Raw genomic sequence first — 14,501 nt, forward strand, 5'->3', positions numbered from 1 at the left:
ACCCCAAAGCCTGTGTATTTGCGTCACAGCACTGTTGCCCCGTTGCACGAAGCACAGCCAGCCGCTACCAATTTCACATGCTGGCGATCTTTCTCAAGACACTTCCCTTTTTCGCGCTGATCGGCTTGGGCTATTGGGCCGGGCGCACGCGGTTCTTCACCGCAGAGGCCACGGCCTATCTGACCAAATTCGTCTTCTACTTCGCCCTCTCTGCCATGCTGTTCCGCTTTTCCGCCAACCTGTCCTTGGCCGAGGTCTGGGACAGCCGCCTTGTCGCGGCCTATCTATGGGGCACGGGCTTTGTCTATGGCATCGCAACGCTGACAGGCTTTCTGCGCCGCCTCGATGTCCCCGCCACCGCGATGGAGGCCCAATGTGCCGTGATCGGCAATACCGGCTTCCTCGGCGTGCCCATGCTGACCCTGCTGCTCGGGGCAGAGGCTATCGGCCCGGTTGTACTGGCCCTGGCGGTGGATCTGATCGTGTTTTCCAGCCTCATCGTGATCCTGATCACCGGGGCGCGCGATGGTCAGCTGAGCCTGCGCGCCCTGCGCACGATTTCCGTGGGGCTGGTGAAAAACCCGATGATCGTCGCCATGACCCTTGGCTTTATCTGGTCCGGCCTTCAGATCCCGATCCCTGATCCGATGAACGAATTTCTGGCCATCCTCGGCGGGGCCGCGACCCCCGGCGCGCTTTTTGCCATCGGGGCATCGCTGGCAACGAAATCGGCGGAAAAGCTGCATGTCGCGGGCTGGCTGTCGTTTTGCAAACTCGTGCTCCATCCGGCCTTTGTGGGTTTTGCCGCGCTGTGGTTGTTCAACGTCGATCCGTATAAGGCGGGCGTGATCATCGCCACCGCCGCGCTGCCGGTCGCGGGCAACGTCTATATGCTGGCCCAACACTATAACGTCGGGCCGCAACGGGTGTCTGCCGCAATCCTTGTCTCGACACTGCTCAGCATCCTCAGCGTTAGCCTCGTCATCGCGTGGGTCACCGCGCTTTAGCCTTCACCCTTTTGCAAATACTCAGCCAGCGCAGCGTCCTGCCCTTGCCGCGCAGACCGAGGGCCGATAGCCATAGACCAACCAGACACAGGAGACGCCCGATGAAAACGATTTCCGAAAACGCCAGCTTCAAAGGCACCCAAGGCGTCTATTCCCACCGTTCCACCGCCTGCAACTGCGATATGACCTTTGCGCTGTTCCTGCCCGAAGAGGCGCAGCAGGGCCCGGTGCCCTTGATGTGGTTCCTGTCGGGGCTGACCTGCACCCATGAAAACGCGATGACCAAAGCGGGGGCGCAGGCATGGGCCGCGGAACACGGGATCGCGGTGGTCTTTCCCGACACCTCCCCCCGCGGTGAGGATGTGGCCGACGACGACGCCTATGATCTGGGCAAGGGCGCGGGCTTCTATGTGAACGCCACCCAAGACCCATGGGCACCGCACTTCCAGATGTGGGACTATATCGTCGACGAGCTGCCGGCGCTGCTGGGTGAAAACTTCGCGCTGGACATGGACCGGCAGGCGATCTGCGGCCACTCCATGGGCGGGCACGGGGCGCTGACGCTGGCGATGAACCTGCCGGGGCGCTTTACCTCGGTCTCGGCTTTCGCGCCGATTGCGCATCCAACCAGCAGTGACTGGGGCCGCAAACAACTGGCAGCCTATCTGGGCAGTGACGAGACGACCTGGGCCAAACATGACGCGACGCTTTTGATGGCGGAGCGCGGCTTTGACGGGCCAATCCTCATTGATCAGGGCACCGATGACCAATTCCTTGACCTGCTGAAACCCGAAGCATTGGCCGAGGCGATGGCGAAAGCCCGCCAGAACGCCACATTGCGGATGCAGCCGGGCTATGATCACAGCTATTTCTTCATCTCGACCTTCATGGAAGACCACATCGCCTTCCACGCCGATGCGCTTTATGCGCGATAGGGCCAGGCGATGACGGTGCTTTATATCGACGCGGACGCCTGCCCCGTGAAGGCAGAGGCGGAACGCGTTGCCACCCGCCACAAGGTGCGGATGTTTGTGGTGTCCAACGGCGGGCTGCGCCCCTCGCAGAACCCGCTGGTCGAAACCGTGATTGTCCCCGACGGCCCCGACATCGCCGACATCTGGATCGCCGAACGCTGCGGCCCCGGTGACGTCGTGGTGACCGGCGACATTCCCCTTGCCGCGCGCTGCGTCGAAGCCGGCGCGCGGGTGCTGAAACACAATGGCGAAGCGCTGACCGCAGCCAATATCGGCAATGTGCTGGCGACGCGTGATTTGATGGCCGACCTGCGCGCCGCGGACCCGTTTCGCCAGGGCGGCGGCAAAGGGTTTACAAAGGCCGACCGCTCCCGTTTTCTGGACGCGCTAGAACGCGAGCTTCGCGCGGCACAACGATAGGGCAAGGGCGGCGCAGGTGCCCCCGCCGACCCGGCAATAGGAAGAGCACATGAAACCAGCGGCAGTCGTCTTTGACATCGGGAATGTGCTGATCGAATGGCAGCCCGAACGGTTCTATGACTCCGTAATCGGAGAGGACCGCCGCCGCGCCATGTTCGCCGAGGTGGACCTGCACGGCATGAACGATCTTGTCGATAGCGGCCAGCATTTCACCGACACGATCTATGCCGCCGCCGAGGCCAACCCCGCCTGGCGCGATGAGATCCGCATGTGGCATGATCGCTGGATCGAAATGGCCGCCCCCGTGATCCCCCGCTCTCTCAGGCTGAAAGAGGCGCTGCAGGCCAAGGGCGTGCCGGTGTTTTCACTGACCAATTTCGGCATCCAATCCTATGATCATGCGGCAGAACACTACCCTTTCCTGCGCGCCTTTGATCGCGATTTCATCTCGGGTCATATGGGTATGATCAAACCCGACCCCGCGATCTATGCAGCGCTCGAGGAAGGATCGGGCCTGTCCGGCGACGCGCTTTTGTTCACCGACGACCGTATCGACAATATCAACGCCGCCAACGCCCGCGGCTGGCAGACCCATCATTTCACCGGGCCGGACGGTTGGGCTGACAGGCTCGTCGCTGCGGGGCTGTTGACGGAAGCAGAGGCCGCATGACCCAGTTCGACATCATCCCCTTTGACGCCGGCGACGCCCTGCTGGACTGGATCGGCCTGACCGACGCACTGGCCCAGGGGCACAACCTGCCGCGCGCCGAAATCGCAGATACGTTTTTGTATCGGGGCAAGGACACCTTGCTGAACCGCGCCGCATGGATCGACGGGCTGGGTTTAGCGGTGAAATCCGCCACCATCTTTCCCGACAACCCCGCCAAAGGGGCGCCGATGGTGAACGGCGGCGTGTCGCTTTACGCAGATGATCACGGCGCGCTCGAGGCTTTGGTAGATTTTCACCTCGTGACCAAATGGAAAACCGCCGGTGACAGCCTGCTCGCCGCGCGCAGGCTTGCCCGTCCTGACAGCCGCAAAATCCTGATCGTCGGCGCGGGCACCCAAGGGCGCGGACTGCACGCTGCCTACCGGGCGGCGTTTCCCGATGCCGCATTCACGGTGTGGAACCGATCCGCCCCCAATGCTCAGGCGATGGCACGTGATATCGACGGGCTGCGCGTTGCCGATGATCTTGAGACCGCGGTGCGCGACGCGGACATCATCACCAGCGCCACCATGTCGACCGAACCGCTGATCAAGGGCGCGTGGCTGCAACCCGGCCAGCACCTTGACCTGATCGGTGCCTACCGCCCCGACATGCGCGAGGTGGATGATACGGCGCTGACCCGTGCCCGGGTCTTTGTCGACAGCCTCGACACCACGGTTGAACATATCGGAGAGCTGAAGATCCCGATCGCCCAAGGTGTGCTGAGCGCAAGTGACATCGTCGCGGATTACTATGATCTCGGTGCGTTCACCCGCCAGTCAGAGGATGACATCACCCTGTTCAAAAACGGCGGCGGCGCACATCTCGACCTGATGACCAGCCGCTATATCCTTGACCGGTGGCGCGCTCACAGATGATCTGGTTTCTTCTCATTGCGGCTCTGATCATCGCAATCCCGCTTGTGATCGAACGCAACCGTGCCGAAATGGAGGACGCGGACCGCGGCAGCGCCCTTGGCCAATTCGCAGAGCTGCCCGACGGCGTGACCCATTACGCCTGGACCGGCCCCACCCAAGGCCCTGTTGTCGTTTGCATCCACGGGTTGACCACCCCCAGCATTGTCTGGCGCGCGGTCGCCCGCGGGTTGGCGTCGATGGGGTACCGGACTCTAACCTATGACCTTTACGGGCGCGGCTATTCCGACCGTCCGTCTGCCCCGCAAGATCGCCAGTTCTTTATCAAACAGCTGCAAGACCTGCTGGAAGATCAGGATGTCACCGGCAGCTTTACCCTGCTGGGGTATTCCATGGGCGGCTCTATCGCGACGTGCTTTGCCGCCGCTTTCCCCGAACGTGTCGAACGGCTGATCCTGCTGGCTCCCGCAGGGATGGGGCTGGTGCCGAACAAGCTGGTCGACTTTATGGCCAAAACCCCGCTGGTCGGCGATTGGCTGATGCTGGCGCTGTTCCCGCCGACCTTCCGGCGCGGCATCAGGGCCGAACGTGACATCCCCGTACAGGTCCGCCACATCCACGACCATCAGGCCGAACAGCTGGACTATAAGCACTATGTTCCCGCGGTGCTGGCCAGCCGTCGCGGTATTCTGGCGGATGTGCTGCGGGATGAACACCGCGCGATCCGGACGCATGATATCCCTGTGCTGGCGCTTTGGGGGCAGGATGATCAGGTGATCCCCGCGTCAGCCATCGGCAGCCTTGCCGAATGGAACCGCGCCGCCGAACACGAGGTGATCAAAGGCGCGGGCCACGGCCTGCCCTATACCCATGCGCCCCAGATCATTGCAGCGATCAAGGCACATATCGACACGGCGGATAAAGCGACGGATTAACTCGTCACCAGCCCGGGCAACCGCTTCTCGCGGATGGGCAAATGGATCAGCGCGCTAAACGCGCCCACGGCCACACCGATCCACCACACGGCGGTGTAATCGCCGTAAGCGTCATACATCCGCCCGCCCAGCCAGACCCCCATAAAGCTGCCCAACTGATGGCTGAAAAACACGATCCCATAAAGCGTGCCCATATAGCGCAGCCCATAGATATGCGCGACCAGCCCGCTGGTCAGCGGCACCGTCGCCAACCACAATGCCCCCATCCCGATAGAGAACAGGATGACCGACACCGGCGTGATCGGTAGCAGGATAAACAACGCCGCAATCACGGTACGTCCAGTATAGATCGCAGCCAGCAGGTACTTTTTGGAATAGCGTTTGCCCGCCCACCCCGCCAGCAATGTTCCGGCGATATTGGCCAGACCGATCAGGGAAATCGCCACCGCACCCAGGGCAGAGGTTGTTGTGATCCCGATGTTATGCAGCACGCCACCCGCAAGGATCGGACCGCAAAGTTCGGTCACGAAGGCAGGAAAATGCGCGGTGATAAAGGCCAGCTGATAGCCGCAGGAAAAGAACCCGATAAAGATGAAGGTAAAGGTCGGGTCGCGCAGCGCCTTGCCCAGGATTTGCGACAGGCTTTCCTCCAGCTCGGCCTTGCTGGCCATCGCGGGGGCGCGCATCAACGGCAGCGTCAACAACATCGCCATGATCGCGCCCGCAAAGACAAGGAAGGTCGCCTGCCAGCTGAGGAACCCCAGCAACCATTCCGCCACCGGCGCACCAAAGACCTGACCCGCGCTACCCGCCGCCGTGGCAATGGCCAGCGACATGGACCGGTTCTCGGCCGTTGAGGCGCGGCCAACCACGGCCAAAATCACGCCAAAACCCGTTCCCGCGATCCCGAAACCGACCAACCACGCATAGGTTTGGTGTTCAATCGGTGACACCGAATTGGCCGACAGCACCAGACCCACGGCATAGACCACGGACCCGATGATAATGGCGCGGCGGTCTCCGATCTTCTCGGCCATCGCGCCAAAGATCGGTTGGCCGATGCCCCAGGCGAGGTTCTGGATCGCGATCGCCAGCGAGAATTCGGAGCGGAGCCAGCCGAACTCTTCCGCGATGGGGATCTGAAAGACGCCAAAAGAGGCACGCACGGCAAAGCTCACCATGATGATCAGACACCCGACGATCAGCACCGGTGTGAAGATTGACGTATTTTTTTCCATGATGACCCCCGAAGCACGTGGCGCCACCGTAGCTTTGAAACCGGGGCCGTCAATTTCAAAACTGCGCGCATATCGGCCTGCGGGGGTTCTTCCCAAAGCCTGTGGCACATTGTAAGCCAAAGGCATGACTGATTTACGCACCATTTACGATAACCGCGTTGCCGACGGCAGCCTGTCGCCGGACCCCGCGCAAGAGGCCGTACTGCCAGAGCTTGACCGCATTCGCAGCGCCTTGATGGCCCCGCAGAAAAAGGGCTTTTTCAAGCGCGCGCCCGAGCCACCGCAGGGGCTGTATCTTTGGGGTGGTGTGGGTCGCGGCAAGTCGATGCTGATGGATATGTTCGCGGCAAATATGGGCGATGTGCCAACGCGGCGAGTGCATTTCCACGCGTTCATGCAGGAAATTCACAGCGCGATGCATGAGGCGCGTAAAACAGGCGTCGACGATGCGATTGCGCCAGTCGCAGCCGAGGTCGCAAATAGCGTGAAGCTGCTGGCCTTCGACGAGATGCAGATTACGGACATCACTGACGCCATGATCGTTGGCCGGCTGTTTGAGGCACTTTTTGCAGCTGGTGTGGTGGTGGTTACAACGTCGAACCGGATACCGGATGACTTGTATAAAGACGGTCTGAACCGCCAGATATTCCTGCCCTTCATCGAATTGATCAAAGAGAAGATGAAGGTGAAGGAGCTCGCCAGCCCGCGCGACTACAGACAGGACCGATTGGCGGGTACGAAATCCTATTTCACCCCCGTGAATCCAGAGAGCCGTGCCGCGATGAATGCCGTCTGGGATGATCTGGCTGGCGGCCCGGGGGAGGAGTTGATCCTGCGGGTGAAGGGGCGCGATGTCGTCGTGCCGGAGTTTCGCAACGGTGTCGCCCGCGCCAAGTTCCACGCGCTTTGTGGTCGGCCCCTAGGGGCGGCAGATTATTTGACATTGGCAGAGGCCGTGCGCGTGTTGATGCTGGATGATATCCCCAGTCTTGGCCGGTCAAACTTCAATGAAGCCAAACGCTTTGTGACCCTGATCGACGCGTTATACGAGGCTAAGGTGAGGCTGATCTGCTCAGCCGCGGCCGAACCCGAAATGCTATATCTGGAGGGGGAAGGCACCTTCGAGTTCGAGCGTACGGCATCGCGTTTGCGCGAAATGCAGGGGGAAGGCTGGGGCGCTTAATTGCGCCGCCGCCCCGGGGCGTACCCATCCCGCTGCAGATCGACTGCAGCCAGATAGAGTGGCGCGGCCTGATTGTGGTAAAAGGCGACGGATTGGCGGATCTGCTGCCCGTCGCGAGCATGCGCTTGATCGCCGTCAGTCTGGCGGGCGGCCAAAGCCTTGCGTTCAGCGACAACAACCGCCGTCAGCAAACCTGCCGTATCCAGCGCACCAGAGGCTGTCGTAAGCGCTGGTGGTACTTTGAAATCGCCTTTGGCCGCCGCGCTGTTCAGCAAAGTATCAATATAGCTGTCCGACCGTTCCGTGCTAATCGCCCAGATCAGGTAGGATTCAAGCACTTGGCCGCGTTTGCTATCATCGAACGATTGGACGATCGCGCTGACGGCATCCCCCACGTCAAAGGAAGCGTCTTTGTGCATCTTGTTGAGCAGCGTCGCAGGCGACAGCGGCACAAAGGCTGGCCCACCGGAGGACAGATACGCCACCTGTCCATTGGCATAGCCCTGCGCGGCGTCGTGGCCCCCGGAGGATCGCCAGTGATCGACGATAAAGGTCACACCGACAAAGATTGCGAGCAGACGGAGATGGCCGAACACCATCCTGCGCAGCGCAAGGAAATTCTGATACGTATTGGTCATTGCATTGGTCCCCCCAAAGGCAAAATGTTACCCTCGGACCTTAGGACGCAAATTCCCTACAAAACGTAAATATAGCCAATTCTAATTGTTAAAAGGCTATCCGTTTTCCCGCAAAATTGCGCCTGCCAGATAGAGCGAACCGCAGATCAATACCCGCGCGTGGGGCGCCTTCGCGACAATGGTTGCAAGGGCTTCGGCGACGCCAGGTGCCTCTTGCGCGGTCAGGCCGACGTCGATCGCTGCGCGCGCGGTTTCGGTGGCCGGCAACGTCGCTGCTTCGCCCGGGATCGAGACGGCTAACAATTGTTCTGCATGGCGAGCCAGCGGGCGCAGATAGCCGCCGATATCCTTGGTGTTCAACATGCCACAGATCAGGAATGTGGGGCGGGTGGGCATGTCTTCTAGCACCTCCGCGATGGCGTCGCCCGCAGCGGGGTTATGCCCGCCGTCCAGCCATAATTCGGCCTGCGGCGCTGCGTCGATCAGCGGCCCGTGACGCAGACGTTGCATTCGGGCGGGCCATTCGGCGCGGGTCACAGCGGCCTCGCACGCTTGCGCGGAGACCCCCAATTGCCGCAATGCCGCCAAAGCCGCACCGGCGTTGGAAATCTGATGCGCGCCCAACAGGTTAGGCTTGGGCAGATCCAGCAAACCCGTGTCATCCTGATAGACCATGCGTCCCGCTTCGGGGGCCACATGCCACTGCTGACCATAGGCAAAAACGGGGGCGTGGTGGCGTGCTGCCTGCGTCTCTATCACCTCGAGCGCGGCATCTTGTTGCGGGCCGACGATGCAGGGCACGCGACGTTTGATGATGCCGGCTTTTTCACCCGCAATCTCCGGCAGGGTCGTACCCAGAAACTGTTGGTGATCAATCGACACCGGCGTGATCACGGTCAATGCGGGCTGGTCGATCACATTGGTCGCGTCCAGACGCCCGCCAAGGCCAACCTCAAGCAGGGTATAATCCGCCGGAGTACGGGCAAAGGCCAGTAGCGCGGCGCAGGTTGTGATCTCGAAATAAGTGATGCTCTCGCCGTTGTTGGCGGCGTAACATTCATCCAGCATCTCGGTCAGCGCGGCTTCGGAAATCAGCTCTCCGGCAAGGCGGATGCGTTCGTGAAAGCGCGCCAGATGGGGCGAGGTATAGGCGTGGACGCGGTGGCCATCCGCCTCAAGCCCCGCACGGATCATCGCCTGTGTCGATCCTTTACCATTGGTGCCGGCAATATGGATCACAGGGGGCAGGTCGTTCTGGGGGTTGCCCAAAGCGTCCAGCAGCCGCCACATGCGATCCAGCGTCAGGTCGATAATCTTGGGATGCAGCGCCATCATGCGTGCAAGCACTGCATCCGATGTCTTCTGCGTCATTTCGCCTTGGGTTCCGCCGCTTCGGCTTTGGGGGCCGCATCGGGTTCTGGCGTCAGCGCATGGGCAATATCGCCGCCTTCGGTCGGCGCAGGCAGATCGCCGCGCACCGCGGGGGGCAGCTTCATCAGCATCCGCGTGATGTCGATCAACTCGTCCCGCATCTGGGTGCGCGGTGTCACGCGGTCCAACATGCCGTGGTCCAGCAGATATTCGGCGCGCTGGAAGCCTTCGGGCAGTTTCTCGCGAATGGTCTGTTCAATCACACGTGGGCCGGCAAAGCAGATCAGCGCATTGGGTTCCGCAATCTGGACATCGCCCAACATCGCATAGCTCGCCGTGACACCACCGGTCGTGGGGTGGGTCAGAACGACAATATAGGGCAGCCCCGCTTCTTTCAGCATCTGCACGGCAATGGTGGTGCGCGGCATCTGCATCAGGCTCAGGATGCCTTCTTGCATACGCGCGCCACCGGCGGCGGAGAAGAGCACCAGCGGGCATTTCAGCTTAACCGCTTTTTCAGCCGCGGCGATGATGGCGTTGCCGACATACATGCCCATGGACCCGGCCATAAACGAAAAGTCCTGACCTGCCGCGACGATCGGCGTGCGGCCGATTTCACCGGTGGCGACCAGCATCGCTTCGGCTTCGCCCGTTTGTTTCTGGGCGGCCTTCAGACGGTCGGGGTATTTCTTCTGATCGCGAAAGTGCAAAGGGTCCGGCGTCGGCGCGGGGACTTTGACCTCGGTAAAGATGCCGCCGTCGAACAGCGCCTTGAAGCGTTCACGCGGGGTAATCGCCATGTGGTGACCACAGCTGGTGCAGACGTTCAGGTTGTCCGACACCTCGCGGTGGAACAGCATGGTGCCGCATTCTTCGCATTTCGTCCACAGATTGTCCGGCGTCTCGCGACGCGAGAAGATGGAGTTAATCCGAGGACGGACGTAGTTGTTGATCCAGTTCATGGTGAACCTTTGCTTCCAGTTTCGCCTTCCAAATAAGCTGACGCGCAGTAAATTGCAATCAACGGCGGATCGCCAGCCGTGCGGCAAGCCAGCTGACCAGCATCAGCGCGAAATCGACGGGCAACCACGCGCGCAACGCGTCGACATCATTCATCCCGAAGGGGGTCAAATACAGCGCCAAACCCGATAGGTCATCGGGCAGAGAGGTAATGACGATCGCCGCGACATTATTGCAGAAATGCACTGCAATGGCTGGCCCCAGCGACCCTGCCCGCGCGGTCAGATCGGCCATCAACATCCCGAAGACACCGGCCCAAAGTGCTATGACCAGCGCATTTTCGCCGGCTTGGTCGGGAAGATAGTGCCCAAGCGCGAAAATCACGGCCGGCAGCACCATCCACACCAGCGGAGAGTTGAACCGTGCCGCCAATTGCTGCTGGACATAACCGCGAAAGACGATCTCTTCGGCGCTGACCTGTACCAGCACCCCGAGCAGCGAAAACGGCAGCAACATCAGCCATGTGCCAAGCGCGAGGTTGGGCACATAGGGCGCGCCAAGGTTCCAAGGCGGCAGCAAATAGGTCACCGCACCAAGCAGCACCAGCATCTTGAGCACGGCCCAGAACTGCGGCACCACCAGCCCCGACGGGCCGATCAGGCCACGCACGGGACGTTTGTGGATCACCCGTGTCACCACGGCCACGCCGACGATCATCAGCCCGAAGCTGCCAAGCAGCAGGAACATCGCCATCGGCGTCTTGCCTGACAGCAAGCTGTCATAAAACCCGTCCGCACTCGGCCCCATCAGGTTGAACAGGGTGGTGAACATCAGGTTGTTAAGCAGCAGGTAGATCGCGGTTGCCGCAAGAAACCCCAAGATCAGCCGCCACAGCGCCGCCGAGGGGATCGCAGGAGCGACAAAGGCTTTGTGGGCAGCGTATCGGGTCACGCGGGGTCATCTCCTACGGGCGGGGGCAAGGCTTCGTCTTCGCGCGGGATATCCACCCGTGCCGCACGAAGCAAGTCGGCGGCGTTGGTCAGATGGCTTGATACCGTGCGTAGAAGGCTCAGCAGGATCACACGGTCGTTTTCAACCACAGACTTGAATTGATCCGCGCCGATCCGAAGGAAACGGCTGTCTTCGACAGCGACAAAATCCATCTGCCGCGGCTCGTTCACGATGACCGCAAGGTCACCGATCAACCGCCCCTTTTCGACGGTCGAGACGTGATGCGCCAACCCTTCGGGGTCGCGCCAGCTCAGCTCTCCCTTGCCCGACAGACAGAGGTAGACCGCATCTGGCCGTTGGTCTTGAGCAAAGACCATCTCTCCCTGTGCGACGGTGTACCACTGCGCCGCAAAGGCCAGCAGGCGCTGGTTGCGCGGGTCGAGGTTGCCGAACAAGTCGTTGCGCGCGATGATCCGCAGCTTGCGTCGCAAATCGTCCGAGATGCTGTCGTCCTGACTGGGAGTATCAACTTGCGCCAGACCGTCAATGCGCCCGCCACGGATCTTGATGTACATGTCGAAATCGTCAGGATTGGCAAAGGAGCTATCCATGTAGATCTGGGTCGTTTCGGGCAGCAGTTCGCTGACCTTGTCGCGCAACCGTTGCAGGCTTTCTGCGTCATGCCCCGCAAGCGACTGGTTCAGGATCAGGATATCGGGTCGTTTCATCGCCGCGCGGCTGAATCCGGCGCGTTCCTGGAACATCATCGCGATATTTGACCCGCCGATGCTGACCGGCAGATCAAAGACGTTGAGCGCGACATCCTGTTGCAGCCCGTGTTTCTTGAACACGTCCGACACCACATCCAGAACCAGATCCGCCTGAAGCCCCGCCACGGCGGAAATCCGGCCATACAACACGTTTTCAAGTATCGTCAGACGCGGCAGATACTGGTCAGGTGTGATCGGCACGAACATATCCCGCGCCCGTTCGCGCATCTCGGCGCCCTGCTGCTTACGGATTTTCAGGATCTCATCCTTGAAGGTCGCAGGGAAAGCCGGGCCGATCTGTTCGGCCGTGAAGGCAAAGGGCACGGTAAGCAGCAACGAGAATTCATCCTCGCTCAGCGCTTCATCCCCTTTGGCGCGACGCCGTAGCGCGATATCGACCAGTTGTTCGTACAGTTCTTCCTCGATGCCGAGCGCGGTGAACAGCGGGTGGTCGGTGCCATCACGTCCAAAGGTCTGGTGCAACGTTTCTACCAGCGTCTGCGAAATCGCGATGCCCTGCTCGGCCAGACCCTGTTCGATGATCATCGCCAGAAAGCTGCGTTCAAGCGCCAGACCCGCCTGCGAGATGCTGCGGATGGGCGCGGCGAACATCAGGTTCCCCCCAAGCGGCAGCGCCGGGTTGAACCGATCTGGGTCGAAGCGGTGCACCACCTTGTCCAGTCCTTGCTCTTTCAGCCGCTCGTGCACCTCGTCGCGCAGGGCAACCACGCGGGCCGCAAGCTCGGGGTGTTTGTCCGGGTCCATCCGGTCGGCGGCCATGCGACGGAACATCATGTCCTGTGTGCCAACCGCGCTGGCCAGCTCATACCACCAGTCGTTGATGTCCTCGCGGGTGCTCAGATCGGCGAGCCCGGGGTCCAGCCAATCCGCCTTGGTGCTGTCCAGACTATTGCCCGACCGCTTTGTCTCGATCGCGGCGCGGTCGGTTTTCATGGGGTCCCAGAGCACGGTTTTCGGGCTCGACCGCAGAGGCATCAGCAGATTGTCCCCGACGGTGCCCTGAAACAGATAGGGGTGCGCATCGGAATAGCCGATCCGCGCCGCAAGCACGGCCTGATGCAGCTCTGCCAGATTATGCCCCGCCATCGTGATCCGCCCGCGGCTCGGCACGGCCTCGCGCACCAAAAGCTCTGCCAGAGCGTTGCGTTCGGATTGGTTGGGCATCTCAAGCGCGACGCGCGCGCCTTTGGGTATTTCGAGGTTCAGATCATCCAGGATCGTATTCCCGTCCGGCGTGCGCAAAGACACATGTTCAAGCACAATAGGGCCGCGCAGATGCGGGACTTCTTCGGGCTCGCCTTCGAACAGGCGCGCGTCGATCTCGCCCCGCGGGGCGAAACGTTCAATGACCACATCCCACCGCAGCGACATGTCCTGCGTCTGGTTGTAATAGGTCAGCAGTTCCTTCCACGGGCTCGACAAATCCTTGTAGGCGGCCAAGGCCGCGACCAGCGCGCCCACCGTGATCTGCCCCTTGATCGCAAGATATCCCCCCACGGCATAGAAAAAGAACGGTGTAAGCTGGGTGATGAAGTTGTTGAGAAACTTCATGAAGAATTTCTTCTGATAGATCTGGAAGCGGACCTCGAACAGTTGGCCCAGCCGGTCGGTGAACAGCGCCAGACGGTAGCGCCAGCCGCCGTTGGTGCGCAGATCGGTGATACCGGCGGCGGTCTCGCCGATTTCAGACGACAGGTGCCGCACTTCCTTGATCCGCTGTTTGTTCAGCAGGTTGATCTGCCGCTGGAGCATCGGGATGAGATACGCCTGCAACGGGATCAATGCGACGCCTGCCAACCCGAACCACGGGGATTGCAGGAACAGGAACAGCAGGATGATCAGCATCTGCCCCGCCTGGAACACAGGTTGGGCGACCGCATCGCCCATCAACCCGCCCATCGGCTCTGCCTCCGAGGTGACCATCGACACCAGCTCGCCCTGACTGGTGTTTTCGAAATAGCTGCGTGGAAAACGCATCATCCGCGCGATCAACTGATAGCGGAAGCGACGCAGTAGCCGCTCTGCCAGCACCCCCTTCATCGTGTTCAGACGCATCTTCATCAGGCCGTGGATCAGCACGGAGAAAAGATAGGCAAAACACAGCACCATCAGGAACTGCACCTGACTGAACGACACCCCGAAAACGTCGATCACATCGGTCTCTGCCCCAATGGCATCGTTGATGATGCGCTTGGGCAGTTCGAGGGTGATGTAGAGGATCGGGAAGGTAATCAGCGTGAGGACAAGCAAAACCAGTTGGTCACGACGGGAGTATTTCCAAATAAAGGAAAAAATCGAATGCTCCATGCAGGGTCGCTTTCGCTAGGGGCGGCACAGAGCCAAGGATTATTTAACACCTAAGCCCACAGCCCGCGCTGTTCAACTGGTGGCTTGAGCCTTGCAGCGACAGGGCTGGGTGGCTATTCCGGTGTAAACGTCCACTCAGGGA

The 14,501-nt window shown here is 60.9% G+C and carries 13 protein-coding genes; 7 read left to right on the top strand and 6 right to left on the bottom strand.

Features of this window, described 5'->3' with window-relative positions; genetic code table 11:
• Positions 1–77: 77 nt before the first annotated feature.
• The 6 genes from ACTRWK_RS04850 to ACTRWK_RS04875 all read left to right on the top strand — a co-directional run bounded on the left by ACTRWK_RS04850 (position 78) and on the right by ACTRWK_RS04875 (position 4,920).
• Positions 78–1,007: an AEC family transporter gene (locus ACTRWK_RS04850; protein WP_037942638.1), complete on the top strand. Its 930-nt coding sequence runs from the start codon at positions 78–80 to the stop codon at positions 1,005–1,007.
• A gap of 101 nt (positions 1,008–1,108) precedes the next feature.
• Positions 1,109–1,942: an S-formylglutathione hydrolase gene (fghA, locus tag ACTRWK_RS04855; RefSeq protein WP_037942636.1), complete on the top strand. Its 834-nt coding sequence runs from the start codon at positions 1,109–1,111 to the stop codon at positions 1,940–1,942.
• Positions 1,943–1,951: 9 nt separating this feature from the next.
• Positions 1,952–2,401 carry a YaiI/YqxD family protein gene (locus ACTRWK_RS04860; RefSeq protein WP_005850449.1) on the top strand — a complete coding sequence of 150 codons (450 nt, stop codon included), beginning with the start codon at positions 1,952–1,954 and terminating at the stop codon, positions 2,399–2,401.
• A gap of 49 nt (positions 2,402–2,450) precedes the next feature.
• Complete coding sequence (locus tag ACTRWK_RS04865; protein WP_005850450.1) at positions 2,451–3,071, top strand: HAD family hydrolase; 621 nt, start codon at positions 2,451–2,453, stop codon at positions 3,069–3,071.
• A complete protein-coding gene (locus tag ACTRWK_RS04870) occupies positions 3,068–3,988 on the top strand; it encodes an ornithine cyclodeaminase family protein (RefSeq protein ID WP_037942633.1) in 921 nt (306 codons plus the stop codon). Before ACTRWK_RS04865 ends, ACTRWK_RS04870 begins: the two co-directional genes overlap by 4 nt.
• Positions 3,985–4,920: an alpha/beta fold hydrolase gene (locus ACTRWK_RS04875; RefSeq protein WP_289081338.1), complete on the top strand. Its 936-nt coding sequence runs from the start codon at positions 3,985–3,987 to the stop codon at positions 4,918–4,920. The genes ACTRWK_RS04870 and ACTRWK_RS04875 overlap by 4 nt, the downstream gene beginning before the upstream one ends.
• On the opposite strand, the gene ACTRWK_RS04880 is transcribed toward ACTRWK_RS04875, so the two are convergent.
• Positions 4,917–6,158, bottom strand: coding sequence for an MFS transporter (locus ACTRWK_RS04880; RefSeq protein WP_009825556.1), 1,242 nt, complete (start codon positions 6,156–6,158; stop codon positions 4,917–4,919). The genes ACTRWK_RS04875 and ACTRWK_RS04880 overlap by 4 nt on opposite strands.
• Before the next feature lie 124 nt (positions 6,159–6,282).
• Here ACTRWK_RS04880 and zapE point away from each other — a divergent pair, with 124 nt between their 5' ends.
• A complete protein-coding gene (zapE, locus tag ACTRWK_RS04885; protein ID WP_289081339.1) occupies positions 6,283–7,341 on the top strand; it encodes a cell division protein ZapE in 1,059 nt (352 codons plus the stop codon).
• Here the strand turns inward: zapE and ACTRWK_RS04890 are convergent.
• The 5 genes from ACTRWK_RS04890 to ACTRWK_RS04910 form a co-directional block, all read right to left on the bottom strand.
• A complete protein-coding gene (locus tag ACTRWK_RS04890) occupies positions 7,338–7,979 on the bottom strand; it encodes a hypothetical protein (RefSeq protein ID WP_289081340.1) in 642 nt (213 codons plus the stop codon). The two genes, zapE and ACTRWK_RS04890, sit on opposite strands and share 4 nt — an antisense overlap.
• Before the next feature lie 96 nt (positions 7,980–8,075).
• On the bottom strand, positions 8,076–9,350 hold the full coding sequence (locus ACTRWK_RS04895; RefSeq protein ID WP_289081341.1) for a bifunctional folylpolyglutamate synthase/dihydrofolate synthase: 1,275 nt from the start codon (positions 9,348–9,350) through the stop codon (positions 8,076–8,078).
• Complete coding sequence (gene accD / locus ACTRWK_RS04900; RefSeq protein ID WP_005850460.1) at positions 9,347–10,312, bottom strand: acetyl-CoA carboxylase, carboxyltransferase subunit beta; 966 nt, start codon at positions 10,310–10,312, stop codon at positions 9,347–9,349. Before accD ends, ACTRWK_RS04895 begins: the two co-directional genes overlap by 4 nt.
• A 58-nt stretch (positions 10,313–10,370) precedes the next feature.
• Positions 10,371–11,261: a CPBP family intramembrane glutamic endopeptidase gene (locus tag ACTRWK_RS04905; protein ID WP_037942623.1), complete on the bottom strand. Its 891-nt coding sequence runs from the start codon at positions 11,259–11,261 to the stop codon at positions 10,371–10,373.
• The gene (locus ACTRWK_RS04910; RefSeq protein ID WP_289081342.1) at positions 11,258–14,359 is read right to left on the bottom strand and encodes an ABC transporter transmembrane domain-containing protein; all 3,102 of its coding nucleotides are present in this window, start codon (positions 14,357–14,359) and stop codon (positions 11,258–11,260) included. Before ACTRWK_RS04910 ends, ACTRWK_RS04905 begins: the two co-directional genes overlap by 4 nt.
• Positions 14,360–14,501: the final 142 nt, after the last annotated feature.

Source organism: Sulfitobacter sp. G5_S2_6_S6, from assembly GCF_054968505.1.

Bases quoted from the DNA above. Each gene is read 5' to 3' on its own strand.
- ACTRWK_RS04895 (WP_289081341.1), bottom strand. From the start codon at position 9,350: ATGACGCAGAAGACATCGGATGCAGTGCTTGCACGCATGATGGCGCTG.
- zapE (WP_289081339.1), top strand. From the start codon at position 6,283: ATGACTGATTTACGCACCATTTACGATAACCGCGTTGCCGACGGCAGC.
- ACTRWK_RS04875 (WP_289081338.1), top strand. From the start codon at position 3,985: ATGATCTGGTTTCTTCTCATTGCGGCTCTGATCATCGCAATCCCGCTT.
- ACTRWK_RS04910 (WP_289081342.1), bottom strand. From the start codon at position 14,359: ATGGAGCATTCGATTTTTTCCTTTATTTGGAAATACTCCCGTCGTGAC.
- ACTRWK_RS04890 (WP_289081340.1), bottom strand. From the start codon at position 7,979: ATGACCAATACGTATCAGAATTTCCTTGCGCTGCGCAGGATGGTGTTC.
- ACTRWK_RS04850 (WP_037942638.1), top strand. From the start codon at position 78: ATGCTGGCGATCTTTCTCAAGACACTTCCCTTTTTCGCGCTGATCGGC.
- fghA (WP_037942636.1), top strand. From the start codon at position 1,109: ATGAAAACGATTTCCGAAAACGCCAGCTTCAAAGGCACCCAAGGCGTC.
- ACTRWK_RS04880 (WP_009825556.1), bottom strand. From the start codon at position 6,158: ATGGAAAAAAATACGTCAATCTTCACACCGGTGCTGATCGTCGGGTGT.
- accD (WP_005850460.1), bottom strand. From the start codon at position 10,312: ATGAACTGGATCAACAACTACGTCCGTCCTCGGATTAACTCCATCTTC.
- ACTRWK_RS04870 (WP_037942633.1), top strand. From the start codon at position 3,068: ATGACCCAGTTCGACATCATCCCCTTTGACGCCGGCGACGCCCTGCTG.
- ACTRWK_RS04860 (WP_005850449.1), top strand. From the start codon at position 1,952: ATGACGGTGCTTTATATCGACGCGGACGCCTGCCCCGTGAAGGCAGAG.
- ACTRWK_RS04865 (WP_005850450.1), top strand. From the start codon at position 2,451: ATGAAACCAGCGGCAGTCGTCTTTGACATCGGGAATGTGCTGATCGAA.